The organism is Cupriavidus sp. HMR-1, assembly GCF_000319775.1.
Classification (GTDB): Bacteria; Pseudomonadota; Gammaproteobacteria; order Burkholderiales; family Burkholderiaceae; genus Cupriavidus; species Cupriavidus metallidurans.
Genome location: NZ_ANKP01000238.1, coordinates 1 through 21,635 on the forward strand (window position 1 = coordinate 1; position 21,635 = coordinate 21,635).

16 protein-coding genes are annotated in these 21,635 nt (G+C 64.7%); 3 read left to right on the forward strand and 13 right to left on the reverse strand.

Features of this window, described 5'->3' with window-relative positions; translation table 11 throughout:
- The 5 genes from D769_RS24975 to D769_RS24995 all read right to left on the reverse strand — a co-directional run.
- On the reverse strand, positions 1-238 hold a 238-nt coding region (locus D769_RS24975), incomplete at its 3' end, for a LysR family transcriptional regulator (protein WP_008650735.1).
- Positions 238-1,176, reverse strand: coding sequence for a 2-hydroxy-3-oxopropionate reductase (locus D769_RS24980; RefSeq protein ID WP_227874092.1), 939 nt, complete (start codon positions 1,174-1,176; stop codon positions 238-240). The genes D769_RS24980 and D769_RS24975, both read right to left, overlap by 1 nt.
- A complete protein-coding gene (gene garL, locus D769_RS24985; RefSeq protein ID WP_008650739.1) occupies positions 1,173-1,958 on the reverse strand; it encodes a 2-dehydro-3-deoxyglucarate aldolase in 786 nt (261 codons plus the stop codon). Before garL ends, D769_RS24980 begins: the two co-directional genes overlap by 4 nt.
- Before the next feature lie 15 nt (positions 1,959-1,973).
- Positions 1,974-3,068 (reverse strand): malate/lactate/ureidoglycolate dehydrogenase, encoded by a 1,095-nt coding sequence (locus tag D769_RS24990; RefSeq protein WP_008650740.1) that lies wholly within the window; start codon positions 3,066-3,068, stop codon positions 1,974-1,976.
- 2 nt (positions 3,069-3,070) lie between these two features.
- Positions 3,071-4,072: a tripartite tricarboxylate transporter substrate binding protein gene (locus D769_RS24995; RefSeq protein ID WP_008650742.1), complete on the reverse strand. Its 1,002-nt coding sequence runs from the start codon at positions 4,070-4,072 to the stop codon at positions 3,071-3,073.
- A 249-nt stretch (positions 4,073-4,321) separates the two neighbouring features.
- On the opposite strand from D769_RS24995, the gene D769_RS25000 reads away from it, so the two are divergent.
- On the forward strand, positions 4,322-6,001 hold the full coding sequence (locus D769_RS25000; RefSeq protein ID WP_008650743.1) for a thiamine pyrophosphate-binding protein: 1,680 nt from the start codon (positions 4,322-4,324) through the stop codon (positions 5,999-6,001).
- Positions 6,002-6,059: 58 nt separating this feature from the next.
- On the opposite strand, the gene D769_RS25005 is transcribed toward D769_RS25000, so the two are convergent.
- The gene (locus tag D769_RS25005; RefSeq protein ID WP_008650745.1) at positions 6,060-6,377 is read right to left on the reverse strand and encodes a hypothetical protein; all 318 of its coding nucleotides are present in this window, start codon (positions 6,375-6,377) and stop codon (positions 6,060-6,062) included.
- A 542-nt stretch (positions 6,378-6,919) separates the two neighbouring features.
- On the opposite strand from D769_RS25005, the gene D769_RS25010 reads away from it, so the two are divergent.
- Positions 6,920-10,423: a pyruvate carboxylase gene (locus D769_RS25010; RefSeq protein ID WP_008650746.1), complete on the forward strand. Its 3,504-nt coding sequence runs from the start codon at positions 6,920-6,922 to the stop codon at positions 10,421-10,423.
- Positions 10,424-10,546: 123 nt separating this feature from the next.
- On the opposite strand, the gene D769_RS25015 is transcribed toward D769_RS25010, so the two are convergent.
- The 7 genes from D769_RS25015 to D769_RS25045 all read right to left on the reverse strand — a co-directional run bounded on the left by D769_RS25015 (position 10,547) and on the right by D769_RS25045 (position 19,808).
- Positions 10,547-11,650, reverse strand: a complete 1,104-nt coding sequence (locus D769_RS25015) for a porin (RefSeq protein ID WP_008650748.1) — start codon at positions 11,648-11,650, stop codon at positions 10,547-10,549.
- 401 nt (positions 11,651-12,051) lie between these two features.
- Positions 12,052-13,290, reverse strand: coding sequence for an ABC transporter substrate-binding protein (locus D769_RS25020; RefSeq protein WP_008650750.1), 1,239 nt, complete (start codon positions 13,288-13,290; stop codon positions 12,052-12,054).
- Positions 13,291-13,370: 80 nt separating this feature from the next.
- Positions 13,371-14,429, reverse strand: coding sequence for a cyclase family protein (locus D769_RS25025; RefSeq protein ID WP_008650752.1), 1,059 nt, complete (start codon positions 14,427-14,429; stop codon positions 13,371-13,373).
- A 230-nt stretch (positions 14,430-14,659) separates the two neighbouring features.
- A complete protein-coding gene (locus tag D769_RS25030) occupies positions 14,660-14,815 on the reverse strand; it encodes a hypothetical protein (RefSeq protein WP_223277318.1) in 156 nt (51 codons plus the stop codon).
- Between the two features lie 245 nt (positions 14,816-15,060).
- On the reverse strand, positions 15,061-15,510 hold the full coding sequence (locus tag D769_RS25035) for a hypothetical protein (RefSeq protein ID WP_008650755.1): 450 nt from the start codon (positions 15,508-15,510) through the stop codon (positions 15,061-15,063).
- Between the two features lie 136 nt (positions 15,511-15,646).
- Positions 15,647-17,347, reverse strand: a complete 1,701-nt coding sequence (locus tag D769_RS25040; RefSeq protein WP_040011245.1) for an MBL fold metallo-hydrolase — start codon at positions 17,345-17,347, stop codon at positions 15,647-15,649.
- Positions 17,348-17,438: 91 nt separating this feature from the next.
- Positions 17,439-19,808 (reverse strand): DNA polymerase II, encoded by a 2,370-nt coding sequence (locus D769_RS25045; protein ID WP_008650759.1) that lies wholly within the window; start codon positions 19,806-19,808, stop codon positions 17,439-17,441.
- A 204-nt stretch (positions 19,809-20,012) separates the two neighbouring features.
- Here D769_RS25045 and D769_RS25050 point away from each other — a divergent pair, with 204 nt between their 5' ends.
- Positions 20,013-21,620: a mechanosensitive ion channel domain-containing protein gene (locus D769_RS25050; RefSeq protein ID WP_241227901.1), complete on the forward strand. Its 1,608-nt coding sequence runs from the start codon at positions 20,013-20,015 to the stop codon at positions 21,618-21,620.
- The last annotated feature ends 15 nt before the right edge of the window (positions 21,621-21,635 follow it).

Here is a 21,635-nt window from a genome sequence, read left to right on the forward strand (position 1 = left end):
CGGTCAGCGTGGCGGCCACCTGCCGCGCGTAGCCCAGCAGCGTATTGCCCGCCTCGGTCAGCACCACGCCGCGGCCGCTGCGGTGAAACAGGCGCGTGTCCAGCGACGCCTCGAGCCGCGCGATCTGCCGGCTTACGGTCGACTGGTCCGCGCCCAGTTCCAGCGCAGCGCGCGAAATGCTCTGCGTGTTGGCCACGCAGATAAAGCACGCGAGATCGTCGGAGTTCAGTGCCGACATCAGCCTTTGGTCGGAGCGTTGGTCGGCTTGTCACCGATCGCGAACGACGACATGTGCTCGATCGCCTTGACCAGTCCCGAGTGATCCCAGCCCGCGCCGCCCTGCGCCACGCACACGTTGAACAGTTGCTGGCACGATGCGGTGTTAGGCAGGCCCAAACCGAGCGCCTTGGCAGTGGACAGCGCGAGATTCAGGTCCTTCTGATGTAGCTCGATGCGGAACCCCGGTTCGAAGGTGCGCTTGATCATGCGCTCGCCGTGCACTTCCAGAATGCGCGAACTCGCAAAGCCGCCCATCAGCGCCTGCCGCACGCGTGCCGGATCGGCGCCGGCCTTGGCAGCCAGCACCAGCGCCTCGCTGACAGCTTCGATCGTCAGCGCGACGATGACCTGATTCGCCACCTTGGCCACCTGTCCGTCGCCGGCATTGCCGACCAGCGTGATGTTCTTGCCCATCAGTTGCAGCAGCGGCAGCACCTTGTCGAAAACATCCTGCTTGCCACCGGCCATGATCGACAGCGTGGCGGCCTTCGCGCCAACCTCGCCGCCGGAAACTGGCGCGTCGACGTAGTCGCAGCCGAGCTTCTCGATGCGTGCCGCGAATTCGCGCGTCTCGATTGGCGAGATCGAGCTCATGTCCACCACGATCTTGCCCGGGGACAGGCCCTCGGCCACGCCCTGTTCGCCGAACAGCACGCGGGCGACGTCGGGGGTGTCCGGCAGCATCAGGAAGATGACGTCGGCCTGCCGCGCCACATCGGCCGCACTGGCGCACGACTGGACGCCCGCATCCAGCAACGCCTGCGGCACACCGCTGCGTGTATGAGCATGGACGGCGTGACCGCCCGTTTGCAGATGCAGCGCCATGGGCTTGCCCATTACGCCGAGTCCGATAAATCCGATCTTGCTCATGTCGATATCCGGTTGAAGGGGAGTCACACGGTAAAGCGCTCGCGCAACGCGCGTGCCGCGTCGCGCAGCAGTGCGTTGTCGATGCCCACCGCGACAAAATGCGCGCCCATGTCCAGGTAGCGCCTGGCGTCGGCTTCCACGGGCGTCAGCGTGCCGATGGCCTTGCCGGCGCGGTTGGCTGCATCATAGATCTGCCGCACGGCTGCCTGCACCTCAGGATGGTTCGGGTTGCCCAGATGCCCGTAGGCCGCGGCCAGGTCGTTGGGGCCGATGAAGATGCCGTCGACGCCGGATTCTGCGCAGATTTCGTCGGCCGCTTCCACGCCTTTGCGGCTTTCGATCTGTACCAGCACGCAGATATTGTCGTTGATGGTCTTGAAGAAGTCCGGCAGCGTGCCATAGCGGTTCTGGCGCTGCGCGCCGGAGACGCCACGAATGCCGTCGGGCGGGTAGCGCGTGGCGCGCACGGCACGACGGGCTTCTTCCGCCGATTCCACGAACGGAATCAGGAAGTTGTAGAAGCCGATATCGAGCAGCCGCTTGAGCATCACCGGGTCGTTCCACGGCGGGCGAACCACCGGTGCGCTGGTGCTGTCCTTGAGCGCCATGAGCTGCGGCATGAACGTCAGCACGTCATTGGGCGAGTGTTCGCCGTCGAGCAGCAGCCAGTCAAATCCGGCCAGACCGATGATCTCGGTGGTCACGGGCTGGCCCAGCGAACTCCACAGGCCAATCAGGCGCTTGCGCGCGAGCACGTCGGCCCGGAAACGGTTTGGCAGGGGGGTGATCTGCGGCAGATGTTGGGTCATGCGGTTACTCCTGGTTCAATCGGCCGCCAGCGCGGAGACTGGCCCCGGCGACTTGCCACGCGCCTGCAGCACGCGAGCGGCGGCATCGTCTAGCTGGGCCAGCGTGCTGCTGTCCACGGGGATGAAATCGGCGCGGGCGCGGCGCCATTCGCGTTCCGTGTCGCCGGGCAGGCGGATTTGGTCATTGCCCGGCTGCAGCCGTGACGCCTTGACCCATTCAACAAACGCCTCGACCTCGTGGCCGAACGTGGTGCTGCTGCCCAGCCGTGCCGGATCGAAGATGATCGCCAGCATGTTGTTCCACACCGCATGTTCGTGTGTGAGCGTCTCCGGACGGATCGTATGGCCACCGGTCACCGCCGCGCCGAGCAGTTCGCACATCACGGCCAGCACGTAGCCCTTGTGCTCGCCGAACGTGCGCAGCGCGCCCTGCGGGCCGCCGGCGCCCGGGAACATGACCGAGGGGTCGTCGGTGGGGTGGCCGTTCGGGTCCATCAAGGAGCCCGGCGGCACCGGCACGCCCTTGTTGTGGGCCACGCGTACCTTGCCAAGCGCGATGGCGCTGGTGGCGAAGTCGAGCACCAGAGGCGGCTGCGCGGGTAGCGGCACGCCGATCGTGAACGGATTGGTGCCGAAGCGCGCGTCGTAGCCGCCGTGTGGCGCGACGATTGGCTTGGAGAGGACGTTGACGAAATGGATCGAGATCATGCCGGCTGCCGTGGCCTGCTCGGCCCAGTGGCCGACCCGGCCCAGATGGTGCGAGCGGCGCAGGCCAAGCACGCAGACACCATGCTCGCGGGCGCGCTCGATGCCCATCCCCATGGCCTGTTCGGTCACCGCCTGGCCCATGCCGCGATTGCCGTCCAGGCTCAGGATGCCGCCCGATTCGTGCACCACGCTGACCTTCTGGTTGAGCTGGAGCTGATCGCCTTGCCACGACATCACATACTTCGGGATCATCCCCACGCCGTGAGAGTCGTGGCCCGACAGGTTGGCACCCACGAGGTGATCGGCGGTCAGCCGGGCCTCGCGGGCATCGGAGCCTGCCGCCAGCCAGAGATCGACCACCCACTGATGCAGGTCGGCGGTCGGAATACGGTGTTCACTCATGCTTACTCCAGGTGAATATTGGCCACCTTGATCAGGTTTGCCCATTTGGCAACTTCGCTTTTCTGGAAGTTGCCCAGTTCGGTGGGGCCGGCGCCCGAAGGTTCGATGCCCATCCCTGCCAGCTTGCTGCGCACATCGGGCTGGCGAATGATCTTGCCGATCTCGCCGGAGAGTTTGTTGATGATCGGCATCGGTGTGCCAGCCGGCGCGAAGATCGCTTGCCATGACACGATTTCATAGCCGGACAGGCCGGGGGCGGACTCGGCCATGGTCGGCACGTCGGGCAGTTCCGGCGCGCGCTTCGCGCCAGTCGTGGCCAGCGCGCGGAACTTGCCGGCCTGGATCATCGGCATCGCCGCCACGCTGTTCTCGAACACGATGTCGACCTGGTTGCCCAGCAGCGCCTGCACAGCCTGGCTGCTGCCTTTGTAGGGAACATGGGTCATGCGCAGCCCGGCCATGTTGGCGAACAGTTCGGCTGCCAGATGCTGCGACGTGCCGTTGCCCGACGACCCGAAGTTGACCGAGCCCGGCTTGGCCTTGGCCGCGGCGATCACGTCCTGCACGCTCTTCCATGGGCTGTTGGCATTGACCACCAGCACGTTCGGCAGGGTGCCGATTAGTGCCACAGGCTGGAAGTTCTTGACCGGGTCATACGGCATCTTCGGATACAGGCTGATATTGATCGCGTGGGAGCTGATCGTGCCGCCGAGCAGGGTATAGCCATCGGGGGCGGCCTTGGCCACGTAGTCCGAACCGATGTTGCCGCCCGCGCCAGCGCGGTTTTCCACCACGATCGACTGGCCCAGCGTCTGTGACAGGCGCTGCCCGATCAGGCGGCCCAGCAGATCAGTAGTGCCACCCGCCGCGAATGGCACCACGTAGGTGATGGGCTTGCTGGGCCAGTGATCGGCAGACTGCGCGCCGGCCTGCGTGGCGATGGTCATGCATCCGGCACAAAGCACGGCCAGCATGGGCCGCATCCGACGATGGGTGAAAAACATTGCGTTGTCTCCTGTTACGCGAACGGGTGGGTACGGCGTTGCGGTACGATATTCGCTGTGTTTTCTTCTTGTTCTGCCTGTCGGTTCCGTGGGCAGATCTGGGCGTCTTGTTCCGCGCCTCGCCAGCAAATCTACACGCGCGAGTGCCACGCTGACTTGCAGAATCCGCATAACAGAAATGCACGATAGACCGCGCGAGGGCGCGCGTCAAACGGAACAATCGCAGACATTCCATCGCAGGCTTTCGATATGACCGCTAACGCTTCTTCTCCTGTCGCCCGCACTGGCGGACGTGTCCTCGTCGATCAACTTCGCATCCACGGCACCGAGCGCATTTTCTGCGTGCCGGGGGAGAGCTTTCTGGATGTTCTGGACGCGCTGCATGACCAGCCGACGATCGACCTGATCGTCACCAAGCACGAAGGGGCGGCCGGCAACATGGCAGAGGCCGACGGCAAGCTGACCGGGCGTCCCGGCATCTGCTTCGTGACGCGCGGGCCGGGCGCCACGCACGCAAGCTGCGGCGTGCATATCGCCGCGCAGGATTCCACGCCGATGATCCTGTTCGTTGGCCAGATCGCGCGCGAGCACAAGGGGCGGGAAGCGTTCCAGGAAGTGGACTACGCTGCGGTCTTCGGCTCGATGGCCAAATGGGCGGCCGAGATCGACGATCCCGCGCGGATTCCGGAGATGGTGGCCCGTGCCTTCCAGGTAGCTACGTCGGGCCGTCCCGGCCCGGTGGTGCTGGCATTGCCGGAGGACGTGCTCGACAACATGGTGGAGTGCGTCGACGCGGCGCCGTATCGCGCGGTGGCAGCGGCCCCGCGTGCCGAAGATGCCCAGGCGCTGGCCTCGGCCCTGCGCGCGGCGGAGCGTCCGCTCGTGATCGCCGGTGGCGCCAACTGGACGGAAGCCACTGTGCGCGACTTCGCGGCCTTCGTGCACGCATGGGATTTGCCGGTGGCCTGCGCCTTCCGCCGCCAGGACGTGCTCGACAATCGCGATCCGCATTACGTTGGGCACCTGAGCCTGGGCGTCAACCCGAAGCTTGCCGAGCGCGTGGAAACCGCCGACCTGATCGTCGCATTCGGCACGCGCCTCGGGGACATCGCCACCGATGGCTACACGATGCTCGAGGTGCCGCGGCCGAAGCAGAAGCTCGTGCATATCCATGCCGACAGCTTCGAACTGGGCCGCGTCTACCAGGCCGCGCTGCCGATCCATGCCGGGGTGGAACCCGGCGCGGCGATGCTCGCATCGCTGCAGCCGCCGGCGCAGGTACCGTGGAAGTCGTGGACCGCGGGCGCGCGCGCGGATCACGAGGCCTTTGTCACACCGCCGAAGCCGCATTCGGAACTGAGCGGCGTGAATATGTCCGCCGCGATTTCGCATCTGAGCAGCGTGCTGCCCGAGGATTCGGTCGTGACCAACGGCGCAGGCAACTATGCCGTCTGGCTGCACCGCTTCTACGCCTACAAGCGCCCGCGTACCGAACTGGCGCCGACCTGTGGCGCAATGGGCTATGGCCTGCCGGCGGCGATCGCGGCCAAGCTGCGTCATCCGGAGAAGACCGTGGTCTGTCTGGCCGGTGACGGCTGCTTCCTGATGTACCCGCAGGAGATCGCCACCGCTGCGGCGCATGGCGTCAACCTGATCGTGGTGGTGGTCAACAACCGCATGTACGGCACGATCCGGATGCACCAGGAGCGCCGCTACCCGGGCCGTCAGAGCGGCACGACGATCGTCAACCCGGATTTCGTTGGCATGGCGCGTGCCTGTGGCGCCTGGGCCGAGCGCGTGGAGAAAACCGAGGATTTCGCGGCGGCCTTCGAGCGTGCCCGCAATGCCGGCAAGCCGGCCGTGCTGGAACTGCTGACCGACCCGCTTCAGATCACGCCCGCCATGCGGGTGACCGAAATGCCGACCTGAGATCGGATCGACCAAAAAGGCCGGAAGGGTCGGAAAGGTTGGGTTGCTCCGACTGATCCTAGAAGAGCGTTGCCTGCGGCCGGACTTCGTGTCCGGCCGTTTTCATTTGGGCAGCCGGCTGGTTCAGGATCTGGCGAATCTGCGCCAGATAGCGTTCGCCCACGGCGCGATGGGTCTTGCGCGCTTCCTCGGCGAAGCTCCGGCGCGATGGCGCCCGGATATTGAGCAGCCGGCAGATGGTGGAAAGATAGGGCTTCTTCCCATCCGCCGCGACACGCCGGGCGGCAGACATCAGGGCGGCATCGCCAATCCGGCCTCGCAGCCACACCAGTACCTGTCGGTCGTATTCGTTTTGCACACGGATCAGGTGTTCCATCTGATACCTCCGAGAATTCCTAGGACTGTTCATCCATACAGTTACTGTAAATATATACAGTACTCGGGAAATTTCAAGGGAGGCAATGGAGGGATCATGACCCTGGGGTGGCCGGCATCAGTCTTCGCGCCCCCTGCGTCCCAAATAGGGGAGATAGCGGCTGATGGTGCTCATTAGGCCCGGCAATCGGGTGCAATGAAGCTGGGGATCAATCGGTGTCGCTCAGAAATGGCGGGTTTCATGATTGAACTTATGAATTTCATTCCTGAAACCATCGCATCAAACCGCTGTGATTGATATTCCCTGACAAATCAACGAGATAGGCGCAGCGTTACCCTGTGGCCCGCTTTTTGCGTTTTCACCCCCCGCAGACGCACATGTGAATGTGCGCGCAAGTTGATCGTCAATCCCGCTCACCATGCAGTGCCGACGGGCTGATCTCCGACTTCTCCGGCGTGGGCAGGACCTGCCCACCGCCGTCTTCTGACTTCTGGCCATCGCGTGTCCCCACGCGTGGCCTGTTCGCTTAGGTTGCATGCCCCATGGACTTCGCCCCGATCAAGTCGTTGTTGATTGCCAACCGTTCCGAGATCGCGATTCGCGTGATGCGGGCCGCCGCCGAGATGAGCATCCGCACAGTCGCCATTTACTCGAAGGAGGACCGGCTCGCGCTTCATCGCTTCAAGGCCGATGAGAGCTATCTGGTTGGCGAAGGCAAGAAGCCGCTGGCGGCTTACCTCGATATCGAAGACGTTCTGCGGATCGCGCGGCAGGCCAAGGTCGATGCGATTCACCCGGGGTATGGTTTTCTGTCCGAGAACCCGGACTTCGCCCAGGCGGTCATCGACGCCGGCATTCGCTGGATCGGGCCATCGCCTGAAGTCATGCGGATGCTCGGCAACAAGGTGGCGGCGCGTAATGCGGCCATTGCGGCGGGTGTGCCCGTCATGCCGGCGACCGATCCGCTGCCGCTCGATCTGGCCGAGTGCAAGCGCCTGGCGGCCGGCATTGGTTATCCGTTGATGCTCAAGGCAAGCTGGGGGGGTGGCGGCCGTGGCATGCGGGTGCTGGAGAGCGAACAGGACCTGGAGCCTTCGCTGGCGGCAGCCCGTCGCGAGGCGCTGGCCGCGTTTGGCAACGACGAGGTGTACCTGGAGAAGCTGGTACGCAATGCGCGCCACGTCGAGGTGCAGATCCTGGGCGACACGCACGGCAATCTCGTGCATCTGCACGAGCGTGACTGCACGGTGCAGCGGCGCAACCAGAAGGTTATCGAACGCGCGCCTGCGCCATACATGGACGCTGCCGGTCGCGCGTCACTGTGCGACGCGGCGCTGCGTCTGATGGGCGCGGTCGGCTATTCGCACGCAGGCACGGTGGAATTCCTGATGGATGCGGACACGAACAAGTTCTACTTCATCGAGGTCAATCCACGTATCCAGGTGGAACACACGGTCACCGAAATGATCACGGGGATCGACATCGTCAAGGCACAGATCCGCGTCACGGAAGGCGGCCGGATCGGCATGACCGAAGACACGCTCGACGAGAACGGCGATATCACCACGCGCGCGGCGGGCGTGCCGCCGCAGGCCCAGATTCCGCTCAATGGCCACGCGCTGCAATGCCGGATCACGTCCGAGGACCCTGAGAATGGCTTCCTGCCGGACTATGGCCGACTCACCGCGTATCGCAGCGCGGCCGGCTTCGGGGTGCGCCTGGATGCCGGCACCGCCTATGGCGGCGCGGTGATCACGCCGTACTACGATTCGCTGCTGGTCAAGGTCACCACCTGGGCGCCGACGGCCGCCGAGTCGATCCGCCGCATGGATCGCGCCCTGCGCGAGTTCCGTATTCGAGGGGTGTCCTCCAACCTGCAGTTCCTGGAGAACGTCATCAACCATCCCGCGTTTGGGAGTGGTGACGTCACCACGCGCTTTATCGACCTGACACCGGAACTGCTGGCCTTCACCAAACGGCGCGATACCGCCACCAAGCTGCTGAGCTATCTGGGCGACGTCAGCATCAACGGTCATCAGGAAATGACGGGCCGCGCGGTGCCGCAGTTGCCGCTTCCGAGGCCTGTCCTGCCGGCTACCGACACCACCAGACCGCTTCCGCTCGGCACGCGCGATCGACTGCGCGAGCTGGGCGCGGAGAAATTCGCAAGCTGGATGCTGGATCAGAAGCAGGTGCTGCTGACCGACACCACCATGCGCGATGCGCACCAGTCGTTGTTCGCCACGCGTATGCGCACGGCAGACATGCTGCCGATCGCGCCGTTCTACGCCAGCGAGCTGTCGCAACTGTTTTCGATGGAGTGCTGGGGCGGCGCCACGTTCGACGTGGCCTTGCGCTTCCTGAAGGAAGACCCGTGGCAGCGCCTGGCGCAGCTGCGCGAGCGTGTGCCCAACATCCTGTTCCAGATGCTGCTGCGCGGCTCGAATGCCGTCGGTTACACGAACTACGCGGACAACGTGGTGCGTTTCTTCGTCAAGCAGGCCGCCAGTGCCGGCGTGGACGTCTTCCGCGTGTTCGATTCGTTGAACTGGGTGCGCAACATGCGCGTGGCGATCGACGCCGTAGGCGAAACCGGCGCGCTGTGCGAAGGCGCGATTTGCTATACGGGCGATCTGTTCGACGGTTCCCGTCCCAAGTACGACCTGAAGTACTACGTGGGCATTGCCCGCGAACTGCAACGCGCTGGCGTGCACGTGCTCGGCATCAAGGACATGGCGGGTATCTGCCGTCCCCAGGCCGCGGCGGCGCTGGTCAAGGCACTGAAGGAAGAGACCGGGCTGCCCGTGCATTTCCACACGCACGATACCAGCGGCATTTCCGCGGCATCGGCACTGGCTGCCATCGAGGCGGGTTGCGATGCCGTCGACGGCGCGCTGGACGCGATGAGCGGGCTCACCTCGCAACCGAACCTGTCGAGTATCGTCGCCGCGCTGGCCGGCAGCGAGCGCGATCCCGGGCTCAGCCTGGACCGCCTGCACGAGGCGTCGATGTATTGGGAAGGCGTGCGCCGCTACTACGCGCCGTTCGAGTCCGAAATTCGCGCTGGTACTGCCGACGTCTATCGCCACGAGATGCCGGGTGGCCAGTACACGAACCTGCGCGAGCAGGCTCGCTCGCTTGGTATCGAGCATCGCTGGACCGAGGTGTCGCGCGCCTACGCCGACGTCAACCGGATGTTCGGTGACATCGTGAAGGTGACGCCTACGTCGAAGGTGGTTGGCGATCTGGCGCTGATGATGGTGGCCAACGATATGACGGCAGCGGATGTGTGCGATCCAAACAAGGATGTGGCATTCCCCGAATCTGTAGTGTCGCTGTTCAAGGGCGAACTGGGCTTCCCGCCGGATGGCTTCCCCGCCGAGCTTTCGCGCAAGGTGCTCCGAGGTGAGCCGCCCGCGCCGTACCGTCCGGGCGACCTGATCCCGGCCGTCGATCTCGATGCCGTCCGCGCACAGGGTGAGGCCGCCTGCGAGCAGCCGCTCGATGACATGCAACTGGCGTCGTACCTGATGTATCCGAAGCAGACGGTCGAGTACCACGCGCATGTGCGCGCCTATAGCGATACTTCCGTGCTGCCGACTCCGGCCTATCTGTACGGCCTGCAGCCCCAGGAAGAAGTGGCCGTCGACATTGCGGCGGGCAAGACGCTCCTTGTCTCGCTGCAAGGCACCCACCCCGATGCCGAAGAGGGCGTGATCAAGGTCCAGTTCGAGCTGAACGGCCAGTCGCGCACGGCCCTGATCGAGCAGCGCAGTACCGTCAGCGTCGCCACGGCCCGACAGGGCCGCCAGGTTGCCGATCCCGAGAACCCGTTGCACATCGCCGCGCCGATGCCGGGCTCGATCGTGACTGTGGCGGTGCAGCCCGGGCAGCGCGTGGTAGCCGGCACGACGCTGCTCGCGCTGGAGGCGATGAAGATGGAGACCCATATCGCGGCCGATCGCGACGGCGAGATCGCTGCCGTGCACGTCAAGCCGGGCGACCGCGTGGCAGCGAAGGATCTGCTGATCGAGTTGAAGGGTTAAACGGTCGAAGGGGGGCGTTAGAGGGAAGGGCGTTCGGCCAGACGCAAAAAAGGCCCGCCAAGGCGGGCCCGCAATGACGAAGGAAACCTCCGTCGTGGAGCGTGTCTGGTATGCGCTTGCCGATCAGAAGCGATGGCGGATGCCGATGATCGCGCCGAACTGGTTCTGGCCCGCACCGACCTGCTCGGTGGCGGCCGTCAGCGTGGTCGCGTTGGCGTTCAGCGACGGGCCGAAGCCGGAAAGTCCCATAGCCGATCCGTTGCTGTTCTGGGCGTAGGCGGCAATGGCGTAGAGGTCCGTACGCTTCGAGAATGCATAGGTACCCGAAAGCACGAAGCTGTACGGATCGCCGCTGCTGTTGCGCACGTCGGTGTAGTAGGCTGCGCCGGTCACGGTGACCGCAGGCGTCACCTGGTAGCTCGCGCCAAGCCAGTACAGGTTGGTGCGCAGCGAGCTGGTGGCGAAATCGCCGTAGTACCAGCGGTAGCCGGCAAAAGCCCGGCCACGGCCGAAGTTGTAGCTGGCGCCGATGCTGGCGCGGCGCTCGCGATTGTCATCGGTGGCAACGGTGCTGCCGCGCACTTCGTCGTAGACCACGCGCGCCGACAGCGGCCCCGCATCGTAGCCGGCCGCGGCCGACCAGTTGCGGCCAGCCTTGTAGTCGCCCGGAATCTCGCCGCCGGCCTTGCTGTCGTAGCCGGTGCTGTAGAGCAGCCCGTAGTAGACCGCGCCAAGCTTGCCGGTCAGCTTCAGCGAGTTGTCGGCGCGCCCCGACATCCACTTGTCGTGCATCAGCACCGAATAGCGTGTGGCGATGGCCATCGGGTCATACGTGAGCGAGAAGTCATACAGCACGGTCTGATGACGACCCAGTGTCAGCGATCCGTACTGGTTCTGCAGGCCCACGAATGCCTGGCGGCCGAACAGCCGGCCGGCCTGGTTGGCGTTGCCGGTGTCCAGGTCGAATCCGTTCTCCAGCGTGAAGATGGCTTTCAGGCCACCGCCAAGATCTTCGCTGCCACGCAGGCCCCAACGCGAGGTCGACAGGTTGCCGGCCGACAGGCGGACAACGCTGCTGCTACCGCCGGCGGAGTTCGGTACGTGGGTCAGGTATTCCACGCCGGCATCGACTACGCCATAGAGCGTAATGCTGCCGTCGGCGTGGGCCGTGGCGGGCAGTATGGGCAGAATGGCCAGAGCGGCCAGGCAGGTTATACGGGTCTTCATGCTTCGTGATCCTTGTTATCAGACGCACGCACGCCTCCTTGCGGGCTCGGGCGCGGTGCGGCGTCAGGAATGTAACGAGAGGAGGCGAAGCAAAGAAGAGTGGAATCGGTGACAGTTTGTTCGTGGCTGTGAACAATGCCGGGCCGCAGCCCAGTTGGGTTTCGAAACTAGTCGCCGACTGGCGGTTTCAAATTTCTCCCATGGACGCCTTGCGCGTCTTCCGTTAGAGGCGCTTCTTGCGCCCTCGCACGAGTCACCAAACCGTTTCAGTTTTCCGTTCAGGAGTAGCGCCAGGTCAGTAGGGCTACGTCAATCAGTCCTATCAGCGCATTGTCATACGACGTCGAGTCGCAGCGACATGCGCGGCGCTTCGACGCCACGCATGTCTCCAACGATGTCCGCTACTTCTTCAGCAACGGGCATTGCGACTTCGAAGGCGGAATGAAGGCCTGGTCTCCAGGCACCGTGGCCAGTAGCTTGTAGTAGTCCCACGGATACTTCGATTCCTCGGGCTTCTTCACTTCGAACAGGTACATGTCGTGCACCATGCGACCGTCCTCTCGGATGCGTCCGTTCTTTGCGAAGAAGTCGTTGATCGGCGTGGCTTTCATCTGCTTCATGACCGCCGCGGTCTCGTCGGTACCGGTTGCCTGTACAGCCTTCAGGTAGTGCGAGACCGATGAGTAGACACCGGCCTGGCTCATGTTCGGCATCTTCTTGACCTTCTCGAAATACCGGCGTGACCACGCGCGCGTGGCGTCGTTCATGTCCCAGTAGAACGCCTCGGTCAGCACCAGCCCCTGCGCGGTCTTCAGGCCGATGGCGTGGATGTCGTTGATGTAGAGCAGCAGCCCGGCCAGCTTCTGATTGCCGTTACGTGTCAGGCCGAACTCGGATGCGGCCTTGATCGCGTTGACGGTGTCGCCACCGGCGTTGGCCAGCCCCACCACCTGTGCCTTGCTGGCCTGGGCCTGCAGCAGATACGAGGCGAAGTCGCTCGTGTTGAGCGGATGCCGTGCGGCGCCCAGCACGCGGCCGCCGGCCTCATTGACCACGACGGTGGCCGATTGCTGCAGGGTATGACCGAAGGCGTAGTCGGCTGTCAGGAAGAACCATGTCTTGCCGCCACGCTGGACCATGGCGCGCGCGGTGGTGTTGGCCAGCGCGTAGGTGTCATACGCGTAGTGGACGGACACGGGCGTGCACAGGTCATTCGTGATGCGCTCCGTGCCGGGGCCCGAGAACACCACGATCTTGTTCTTCTGCTTGGCGACGTCCAGCACGGCCAGCGCGGGCGCCGATGCGGCCACGTCGAGGATCGCGTCCACGTGATCCTGATCGAACCATTCGCGCGCCTTGTTGGCGGCGATATCGGCCTTGTTCTGGTGATCGACCACCACCAGTTCTATCTTCTTGCCAAGTACCTTGCCGCCGAAGTCGTCGATCGCCATCTGCGCGGCGGCGGCGCTACCGCGCCCGGTGACGTCCGAGTACAGGCCGCTCATGTCGAGCAGTAGTCCGATCTTGACGACATCGTCGGAGATACCGGGCTTGGGCTGCGCGTGGACGTGCGTGGTCACGCTGGTGAATGCCGCTGTGACCAGTACCGCGGCAGCGAGCTTTTGTGCTTTTGTTTTCATGCGTCTCCTCCTTGGTGTTCGGGTGTCCTTTCGGGTTCTTCTGGTTTTCCGCTCTCCCACGCGTGGGAGAGCGGAGCAAGTCAGACCGTCGCGATCGGCGTCGTCGGCGATCCCACAGCGCCTGGCAGCCTGAGTGGTGGCGCGGTCAGCATGAAGCGGGTGCGACGATGCGCGCGCAGCCAGTCGGCCAGTTCGCGCAGATACCAGAGTTCGCCAAGCGGCAATCCCAACTTGAATAGGCAGTGATGATGTAGCGGCAGCAGCGGGTGGGTTTTCGCGTCGGCCGGCGCCGGGCGTGCCGGATAGCGTTCGACGGCATAGTTGTCCGCGATCAGGGCGGCGATGCCGGCATCGGTGATCCAGTTGAGCAGGCGGTCGTCACGACCATCCAGGGCGCAGCAGCTGTGGTGCAGCACATTCTCGTCGGGCTCGCGTTGCATCGACAGCACCACCTCGGCAAAGCCGGTGCGCAGCAGGAGCATGTCGCCGCGTTCCACTTCCACCTGGTGTGTCTCCATCGCCCGCATCAGGTCTTCGTAGCCCACGTTGCGGTACCCGGTGCCGTAGACGTCGGCCAGATCGACCAGCACGCCTCGGCCTTGCATGCCCTTGACGGCGAAGTTCTCGATGCCGAGCGCATCGGCATGGCTGCCGTGGCCGTGGCCGCAATCGTGGGCTTCGAAGTGGTCATCCTCGGCGTAGTCCACGGGTCCAACGACATCGGCATTGGCTCGGTAGCCGTTGTAGTAGACCCGCTCCGGACGGCCGTCGCCGTCGGCGTCGAACAGCGCGCCAACGTGCGCCAATGAGTCCCACTGTGTCGAATACTGCAGACACAGCAATACCTGATCGTCGCTGATGACATCGGTGGCGGCAGGGTCCACCTTGGCCAGCGGGAAGTTCAGATAGGGGATGTCGTCGCGGAATGTCGGGCGCAACTGAGGTGGGTGGCGTCGCGGATTGAGCTTGTTGCCACCAGGGTAATCGAGCGGTAGCGAGAGGCAGAAACTGATGCCTGCCTGTATCTCTTTCGCCCCTCTGATCACCTGCTCGGGCCCGATCAGATTGACGCGGCCAAGTTGATCATCGGGCCCGAATTCGCCCCAGTTGGAGCCTTCTGGACGCTGCTTCCAACGCATGCTTCGTGTCTCCTCTTGTTGGATTGATGCTTCGCCTTGATAACCGGCAGGGTCTCGCCATGTTGCGCGTTTATAGACGAAAAGGCGACGCAAGATCATTTTGCGTCGCATCAAAACCATAAGGAGGCATGGCCGCGCAAGGCCGGATCCGGGAGGACCGGAAAGCAAAACGCCGGTCTCGTGGACCGGCGTTTCGACAAGGTGACGGTGCTTGCAGCGTCTGTGGCGCGTCAGGTGGGGTGATCTTCCGCGCGAGCGCCAGCAGCGGAGTCGAGTAGTTGTTGCTGCTTGAGCAGCGGGTCATTCTTGAGTACCCAGCGGGCACCGAAGGCCAATGCAACGATGCAGGCCAGCATATACGCAACTATCGCAGTGAGAGTAAGCATGATCTTCACAGGAAGCGGTTGCGACCGCAGTGCCAGCGTTCGGAACATGATTTTTTCATGTAAACGTGGCGGGCCGGATGGGAACGGATTGTATGTGAGAGAAGACCTGAATCTGGCCGCAATCCGCCTGAAATTTTCTGTATGCCGATCTAAGCGCATTTAATATCGGCGAAATATACGGTGCGCCCGGGTCCGGAACCTCCACGGCGGGGCGGCGAGGCTGCCGTCCCGCGACCCATCCGAAGTCAGAGGAAACATCCCATCTGGAACTGCGTCGCACGGGCGGCGTTCACCGCGTCACGGTAGCGGTCTGCCCGGCTCCAGTATTCGGTGTTCTCCATGGCCCATTCCGTGCCTCGGATCTGGTAGTCGAGAACGCGGCACTGGTTCCAGAACGCATTCATCAGTCGCCAGTCCTGCTCGGCGTCACGTTCGTCCCAAGCCTGGATCTGCTGCGAAATCTGCGCCTGATGTTGCAGGTAGGCCAGCTCAGCCTGTCGCGCCTTGGGGGTAGCGCGGGGGACGGTGACCACGCTGCCGCGCATGGTCCGGGTCGTGTTGGTGTAGCCGGCGGGGCATGAGGGCGTTGCCGTATAGAGCGTGTCCTGGCTGCTTTCACACTTGGTGACGGCAGTCGCGGCGCCCGCGCCTGTAGCGGTCAGCGTCAGCAGCATCACGGCAATGAGTCTGGACATGATGGCGCCTCCGATGCATCTCAATGCCATCAATGTAGGCAGCGCGCCGGCGTACCGCCAAGACCGGCGTGGTATCCAGATATTTCAAGCGATGGTGGCGGTTGTGCGGCGCCGCAGCAAGATGCCTGCCCGGCCGTTACAGCCCGGCCGGCAACAGGTGCCAGTTACCGTCCACCTCGCGTGCCAACCCGTCGGCCTCCAGCTTGCGCAGATGTGCCAGCAGCGAGCGTTGGGCGATCGGATGCTTGCCCGGAGGCACGTCGTCGTAGACGCTGGCCAGCAGCGTGGCGAGATCCGTCGGGGCCAGCGCGCGCAGCGCGTTCATGACCTTGGCTTCACGTTGCTGGCGATGCCGGATCAGCAGGCGGATCGCGTCATGCGGCCGGCCCATCAGGAAGCCATGACCGGGCGCAATCCACTCGATGTCCTCGTCGAGCAGCGCCCGCAGTGACCCCAGGTATGCGCGCATATCGCCATCGGGCGGGTTGATCACGACGGTCGAGCCCTGCATCACGTGGTCGCCCGTGAACAGCGTCTTCTCTTCCTCGAGCAGATAGCAGAGATGGTTCGACGCATGGCCTGGAGTGTGGACGACGCGCAGCGTCGTCTGGGGCCCGAGGGCGATACGGTCGCCGTGACGCGGCATATGGTCGGGCGCGAAGGTCGGGTCCTGCCGGTCGGTCGCGGCCGTGACCAGCCCGATGACCGGCGCGCCCGTGGCGGCCCGCAGTCGCACGGCGCCCGGCGAGTGGTCCATATGTGTGTGCGTGGCGAAGATCCATTTGACGGGGCCTGGCGCGGCGGCCATGACGGCGTCGAAGTGGGCGGGATCGTCGGGACCCGGGTCGATCACGGCCCAGGTGTTGTCCGCACCGGCCACGAAGTACGTATTGGTGCCCGGCCCGGTCATGACGCTGCCGTTATTGGCCGTCACGCGCCAGACGCGATCGGACAGTTTTACGGCATGGCCCGGCTCCAGCGCGTAGCGGCCGTGCCCGGCGCCATCGGGGTCGATGCGGGAGATTTCCGCATACGGTGCCTCTTCCGGCATCACCGGGCGCTGGCCCTTGGGTCCGCTCGCCAGACGTGGCATGACCAGGGGGATGTTGCGCTGCTGCTGCGCGAAATCGAAGCAAGTCTGTGCGTTCTGGAAATGCGCGATCGACTGCAGGATCCTGCGCGTGGCATTGACCAGCGTGAAATTGCTGGCCGGGTCGATCGCCTCGGCCGGACGCAGCCAGCGGTGCTCCACGGCTTCCACACCGTCGTGGAGAGCGGTCTGGCCCGAGGGCAGCATGGCCATGAAGAAGCGCGTGTCGAAGCGCTTGGGCAGTCCGGGTGGCGTGAGCCAGTAGGCGCTGTACGCCAGTCGGTCGACGGCCAGCCGCAACCCAAGCATCTCGCAAACGTGCGCCAGCCCCTTGCCACCGTAGCCGGCCGCCTCGCGCAGTTGGTGGCGCACGCTTTCCGCCAGGCTGTCGAGTTGCACCAACTGCCCGCGCGTGTCGTAGGCGAACAGCAGGTTGGCTTCCTCGAACGCTTCTCGCACCGCGCATAGGTAGTAGTCGAGCCCGTTCGCCGCGACGCTGAGCCGCGCGCTGGCCGCTGAGTCCTCGAGTCCGCTGCACAGGCTGTGCAACGTGGCGTCCTGCGGGTCGAGCGTGCCGCCGGGAAACACGAAGGCGCCGGCGCTGCGATCGTCGTCGCGCTGCGGGCGGCGCATCATCAGCACCTCCATGCCGCGTGTTCCGTCACGCAGTACGAGCATGCTGGCGGCGGCGCGCATGGCCTTGGAACGGGGAACCGGGGAAGTGGGATCGGGGAGGGTGGTGGACATGATGGACTGCGCGGGGAGTCTCTGCGGATTCTTGTTCTAAGTCGCCAAGCATACCTCAGCGGGTGTGCCCGGAACCGTGCAACTAGGGAAGTTACTGGGGAAACAGCGTCATTTGCCCGGTGAGCAACGTCTCGAAATCGTCGTCCAGGAACGGCAGGATCGCATCGGCTATCGGCTGCAACTGTCGTGTGACGTAGTGCTCATAGTCGATTGGCGATGCGCGTGTTTCCAGTGGCTCGGGGCCGGCCACCGTCATCACGTAGCTGATCCAGCCGCCGCGCTGGTACTGGAGCGGCCTGCCGTGCAGTACGTTGTACTCGTCGGCGATGCGTGCCGCCCGTACGTGCGGTGGCACGTTGCGCTGGTATTCGTCGAGCTGGCGGCGCAGGCGCTTACGGTAGATCAACTGCTCGTCGAGTTCGCCGGCTAGCGTGCGGCGCACGGTGTCGCGCACATAGTCCCGATAGGGCTCGCGGTTGAAGATCTTCGCGTAGAGCGTCTGCTGGAACTGCTGCGCCAGCGGTGACCAGTCGGTGCGCACGGTTTCCAGGCCCTTGAACACCATCTCGGCCGTGCCGTCGGCGCGCATCACCTGGCCCGCGTAGCGCTTCTTGCTGCCGAGATCGGCGCCACGGATGGTCGGCATCAGGAAGCGCCGGAAATGGGTCTCGAACTGCAGCTCGAGCGCGGACTCCAGGCTGTAGGTCTGCCACAGATGATCTCGCCACCAGTCGTTCACGTAGGCCACCAGGCTGCGGCCGATCTGCGCGGCGTCGGCCTCGGACCGCGCGCGACGCAGCCACACGAACGTGGAGTCGGTGTCGCCGTAGATCACCTCGTAGCCCCGGGCCTCGATAAGCGCGCGCGTCTGGCGCATGATCTCGTGGCCGCGCATCGTGATCGACGACGCCAGTCGTGGGTCGAAGAAGCGGCAGCCGCTGGAGCCCAGCACGCCGTAGAACGCATTCATGATGATCTTGAGCGCCTGCGAGAGCGGCTTGTTCTTGTCTCGCTTGGCGGCTTCGCGGCCCTGCCACACGCGCGCGACGATGGCCGGCAGGCAGTGCTTCGTGCGTGAAAACCGCGCGCCCCGGAAGCCGGGCACCGAGTCGGCGTCGTCTGGGTGGGCCAGACCCTCGACCAGCCCGATCGGGTCAATCAGGAAGGTGCGGATGATCGACGGATACAGGCTCTTGTAGTCGAGCACGAGCACCGATTCATAGAGTCCGGGGCGGGAGTCCATGACAAAGCCGCCAGGGCTGGCTTCCGGCGCCTTCTCGCCAAGATTCGGCGCGACGTAGCCTTGCCGATGCATTAGCGGCATGTAGAGATGCGTGAAAGCCGCGACCGAACCGCCGCTGCGGTCCGCCGGCAGGCCGGTCACCGTCGCGCGTTCCAGCAGGAAGGAGAGCAGCTCCGTTTTCTCGAAAATGCGCGTGACCAGTTCGCAGTCTCGGAGGTTGTAGCGGGCCAGTGCCGGCTTGTCCTCGGCGAACATCCGGTCGATCGCATCCATGCGGTCGTACGGGTTGTCGATCGCCTTGCCTTCGCCCAGCAGCGTCCGGGCCACGGATTCGAGACTGAACGACGGGAAGTTCCAGGTGGCCGAGCGGAGGGCCTCGATGCCGTCGATGATCAGCCGGCCCGCCGCTGCCGCGAAGTAGTGCTGCTGCTGGTTGTGCTCGCGCCACTCCAGTTCCGCGCCGCCGCGACCCAGGCGCAACGGAATCTGGTACTGGCGCGCGTGTTCGCGCAGCACACGCAGGTCGAACTGCACCAGATTCCAGCCGATGATCGCGTCGGGATCGTGGCGAGCCAGCCAGTCATTGAGCGCCTCCAGCAGCAGAGGACGGGTTGCGCGGTATTCCAGCGCGAAGTCGATATCCGCTGCCGGTTGCGCGGGGGTGGGGCCCAGCATGTAGACCTGCCGCTCGCCACAGCCCTCCAGCGCGATGGAATAGAGTTCGCCGAAGGCATTGGTTTCGATGTCGAGCGAGACCAGGCGCAGCTTGGGCCGGTAGTCGGCCGCCGGCTTCATCTGGGCATCGCGCAGCACGCCATCCGCCCCGGGCTGGCCGTCGAACCAGACCGGGGCGGTAATGAACCGCTCCATCAGATAGCGCTCGGGCGGGCGGACGTCGGCCTCGTAGACGCTGACGCCTGCGTCGCGGAGCGCCTTTTCAATCCGCATGAGCTGGCGGTGCTGGTCGCAGTAGATCCCTATCACCGGGCGTCGCTGGAAGTCCTGCAAGTTCAGCGGGCGGAACTCGACATCGCGCTCGCCACGCAGCAGCGCCTCGGCCGTCTCGCGTTGCGCGGCCGGTATGAACGCCGTGGATGGCTGCCGGGGCAGGCGCAGTCGGCGCGGGCCCTCATCGGTGGCGAGCCAGAACTCGACTTCCGTGCCTGCGGGCGTGTCGCGCCAGTGACGGGTCAGGAGAAAACCCTGCTGTAGTGCCAACTTCGAAACCTTCGGGGGCCTGTATCTGGCGGGAATTCTAGCGGACGGACCGAACTTAAATCACAACACGAATGATTTCACTTGCCTGAGGCGTCAAACGTGGGTGATATCGGCGATTGTGAACGGCTAGGCGGATGCATGGAGATGATGGATTCACTGATACCACGGGGAGCGAAGCGAAGCAGCCGCGGCAGGTCCGCCGCCGTGTCATGGATCGCGCTGCTGTGGTGGCTGACCATGCCTTTCGCCACGTGGGCTGCCGAGGCGTCCACGTCACCTGCGGCGCCGCCCGCCGATCTGGTGCTGATGAACCTGCCGGTGGTGACGCTCCGCGCGGAACTTGGAGGCACGCCCCCCGCGGTGCGGGTCGCCCGCGCGCAGGAACGGTTCGACAAGCTTGACCGGCGCGAGCTTGGCGAACCCGTGACCCAATTGCCGGGCCGACTGGGCAACGTTTCGGGCGTGGCAGTGCAGGTCGGTAACCGCATCCTGTTCTCGGTCGTCGATGGCGATCTGGACCCCGAGCAGCCAGGGCAGACCGTGGAGTCCGTGGCTGCCACGGCCGCCGCGCAACTCCAGACTGCGCTCGATGCCCGCCGCGACCAGTTGCACTGGCCCACCATCCTGCGTGGCACAAGCTACTCGCTGGCTGCGCTGCTGCTCCTGCTAGGCCTGTTGTGGTCCATCGCGCGCGGCCGCCGTCGGCTTGATCTGATGCTCCGCCGCGCGCTGGAATCACGCTTGCGCACGCGGACGTCGGGTCGTTTCGACTGGTCAGGCGCGCTGCTGCAGCTTGCCAACAGCATCGCGCAGATCGTTGGCGCGGCGCTGATCGCGCTACTCATCTTCCTGTGGCTCGATTTCGCGCTCGAACAGTTCCCGCTGACCCGGCCGCTGGGCCAGCGCATGGGGGCGTTCCTGCTCGGCCTGCTGGGGCATGTCGGCACGTCCATGCTAGACGCCGTCCCGGGGCTGGTGACCGTGGCGGTCATCCTGCTTATCACACGTGCCGTGCACAAGCTGGTGGTCGCGATCTTTATTGCGGTGCAGCGAGGCCAGGTCACGGTGCCCGGCATGCACCCGGAGACCGCCGGCGCAACGCGGCGCATCGCGTCGACCGTGGTCTGGGCGCTGGGGCTGACGTTTGCGTATCCGTACATTCCGGGCTCGCAGAGCGATGTATTCAAGGGCCTGTCGGTACTGTTCGGGTTCATGGTGACGCTGGGATCGGCGAATATCGTCAACCAGATCATGAGCGGCATGGTGCTGGTGTATTCGCGCGCGCTCCGGCGCGGCGACATGGTCGATATCGGCGGCACGATCGGCACCGTGACGTCACTGGATTCGCTGTCGGTCAAGATCGTCAACGTGCGGCGCGAGGAAGTGACGCTGCCGAACGCGGTGGTGGTCGGCAGCGCGATCCACAATTACTCTCGCCGGGGTGGTTCGGAAGCGAATATGGGCGCGCTGGTCTCCACGTCGGTCACCATTGGCTATGACGCGCCTTGGCGCCAGATCCACGGCATGTTGATCCGCGCGGCCGCCACCGTGCCGGGGCTTGGCAACAATCCGCCCCCTTACGTGCTTCAGCGTGGACTGCAGGACTTCTACGTCGAGTATGAATTGTTTTGCTCGATTGACGACCCACGGCGGCGCTTCGAGCTCCTATCGGTCCTGCACGCGGCGATCCAGGACGAATTCAACCGCAACGGGGTACAGATCATGTCCCCGCACTACATGGACCAGCCCGCCGCGCCGGTGGTGGTATCGCCAGACAATCAGTACGCGGCGCCAGGCGCGGAGAAGACTTAGCCGTAGTCCCTCAGC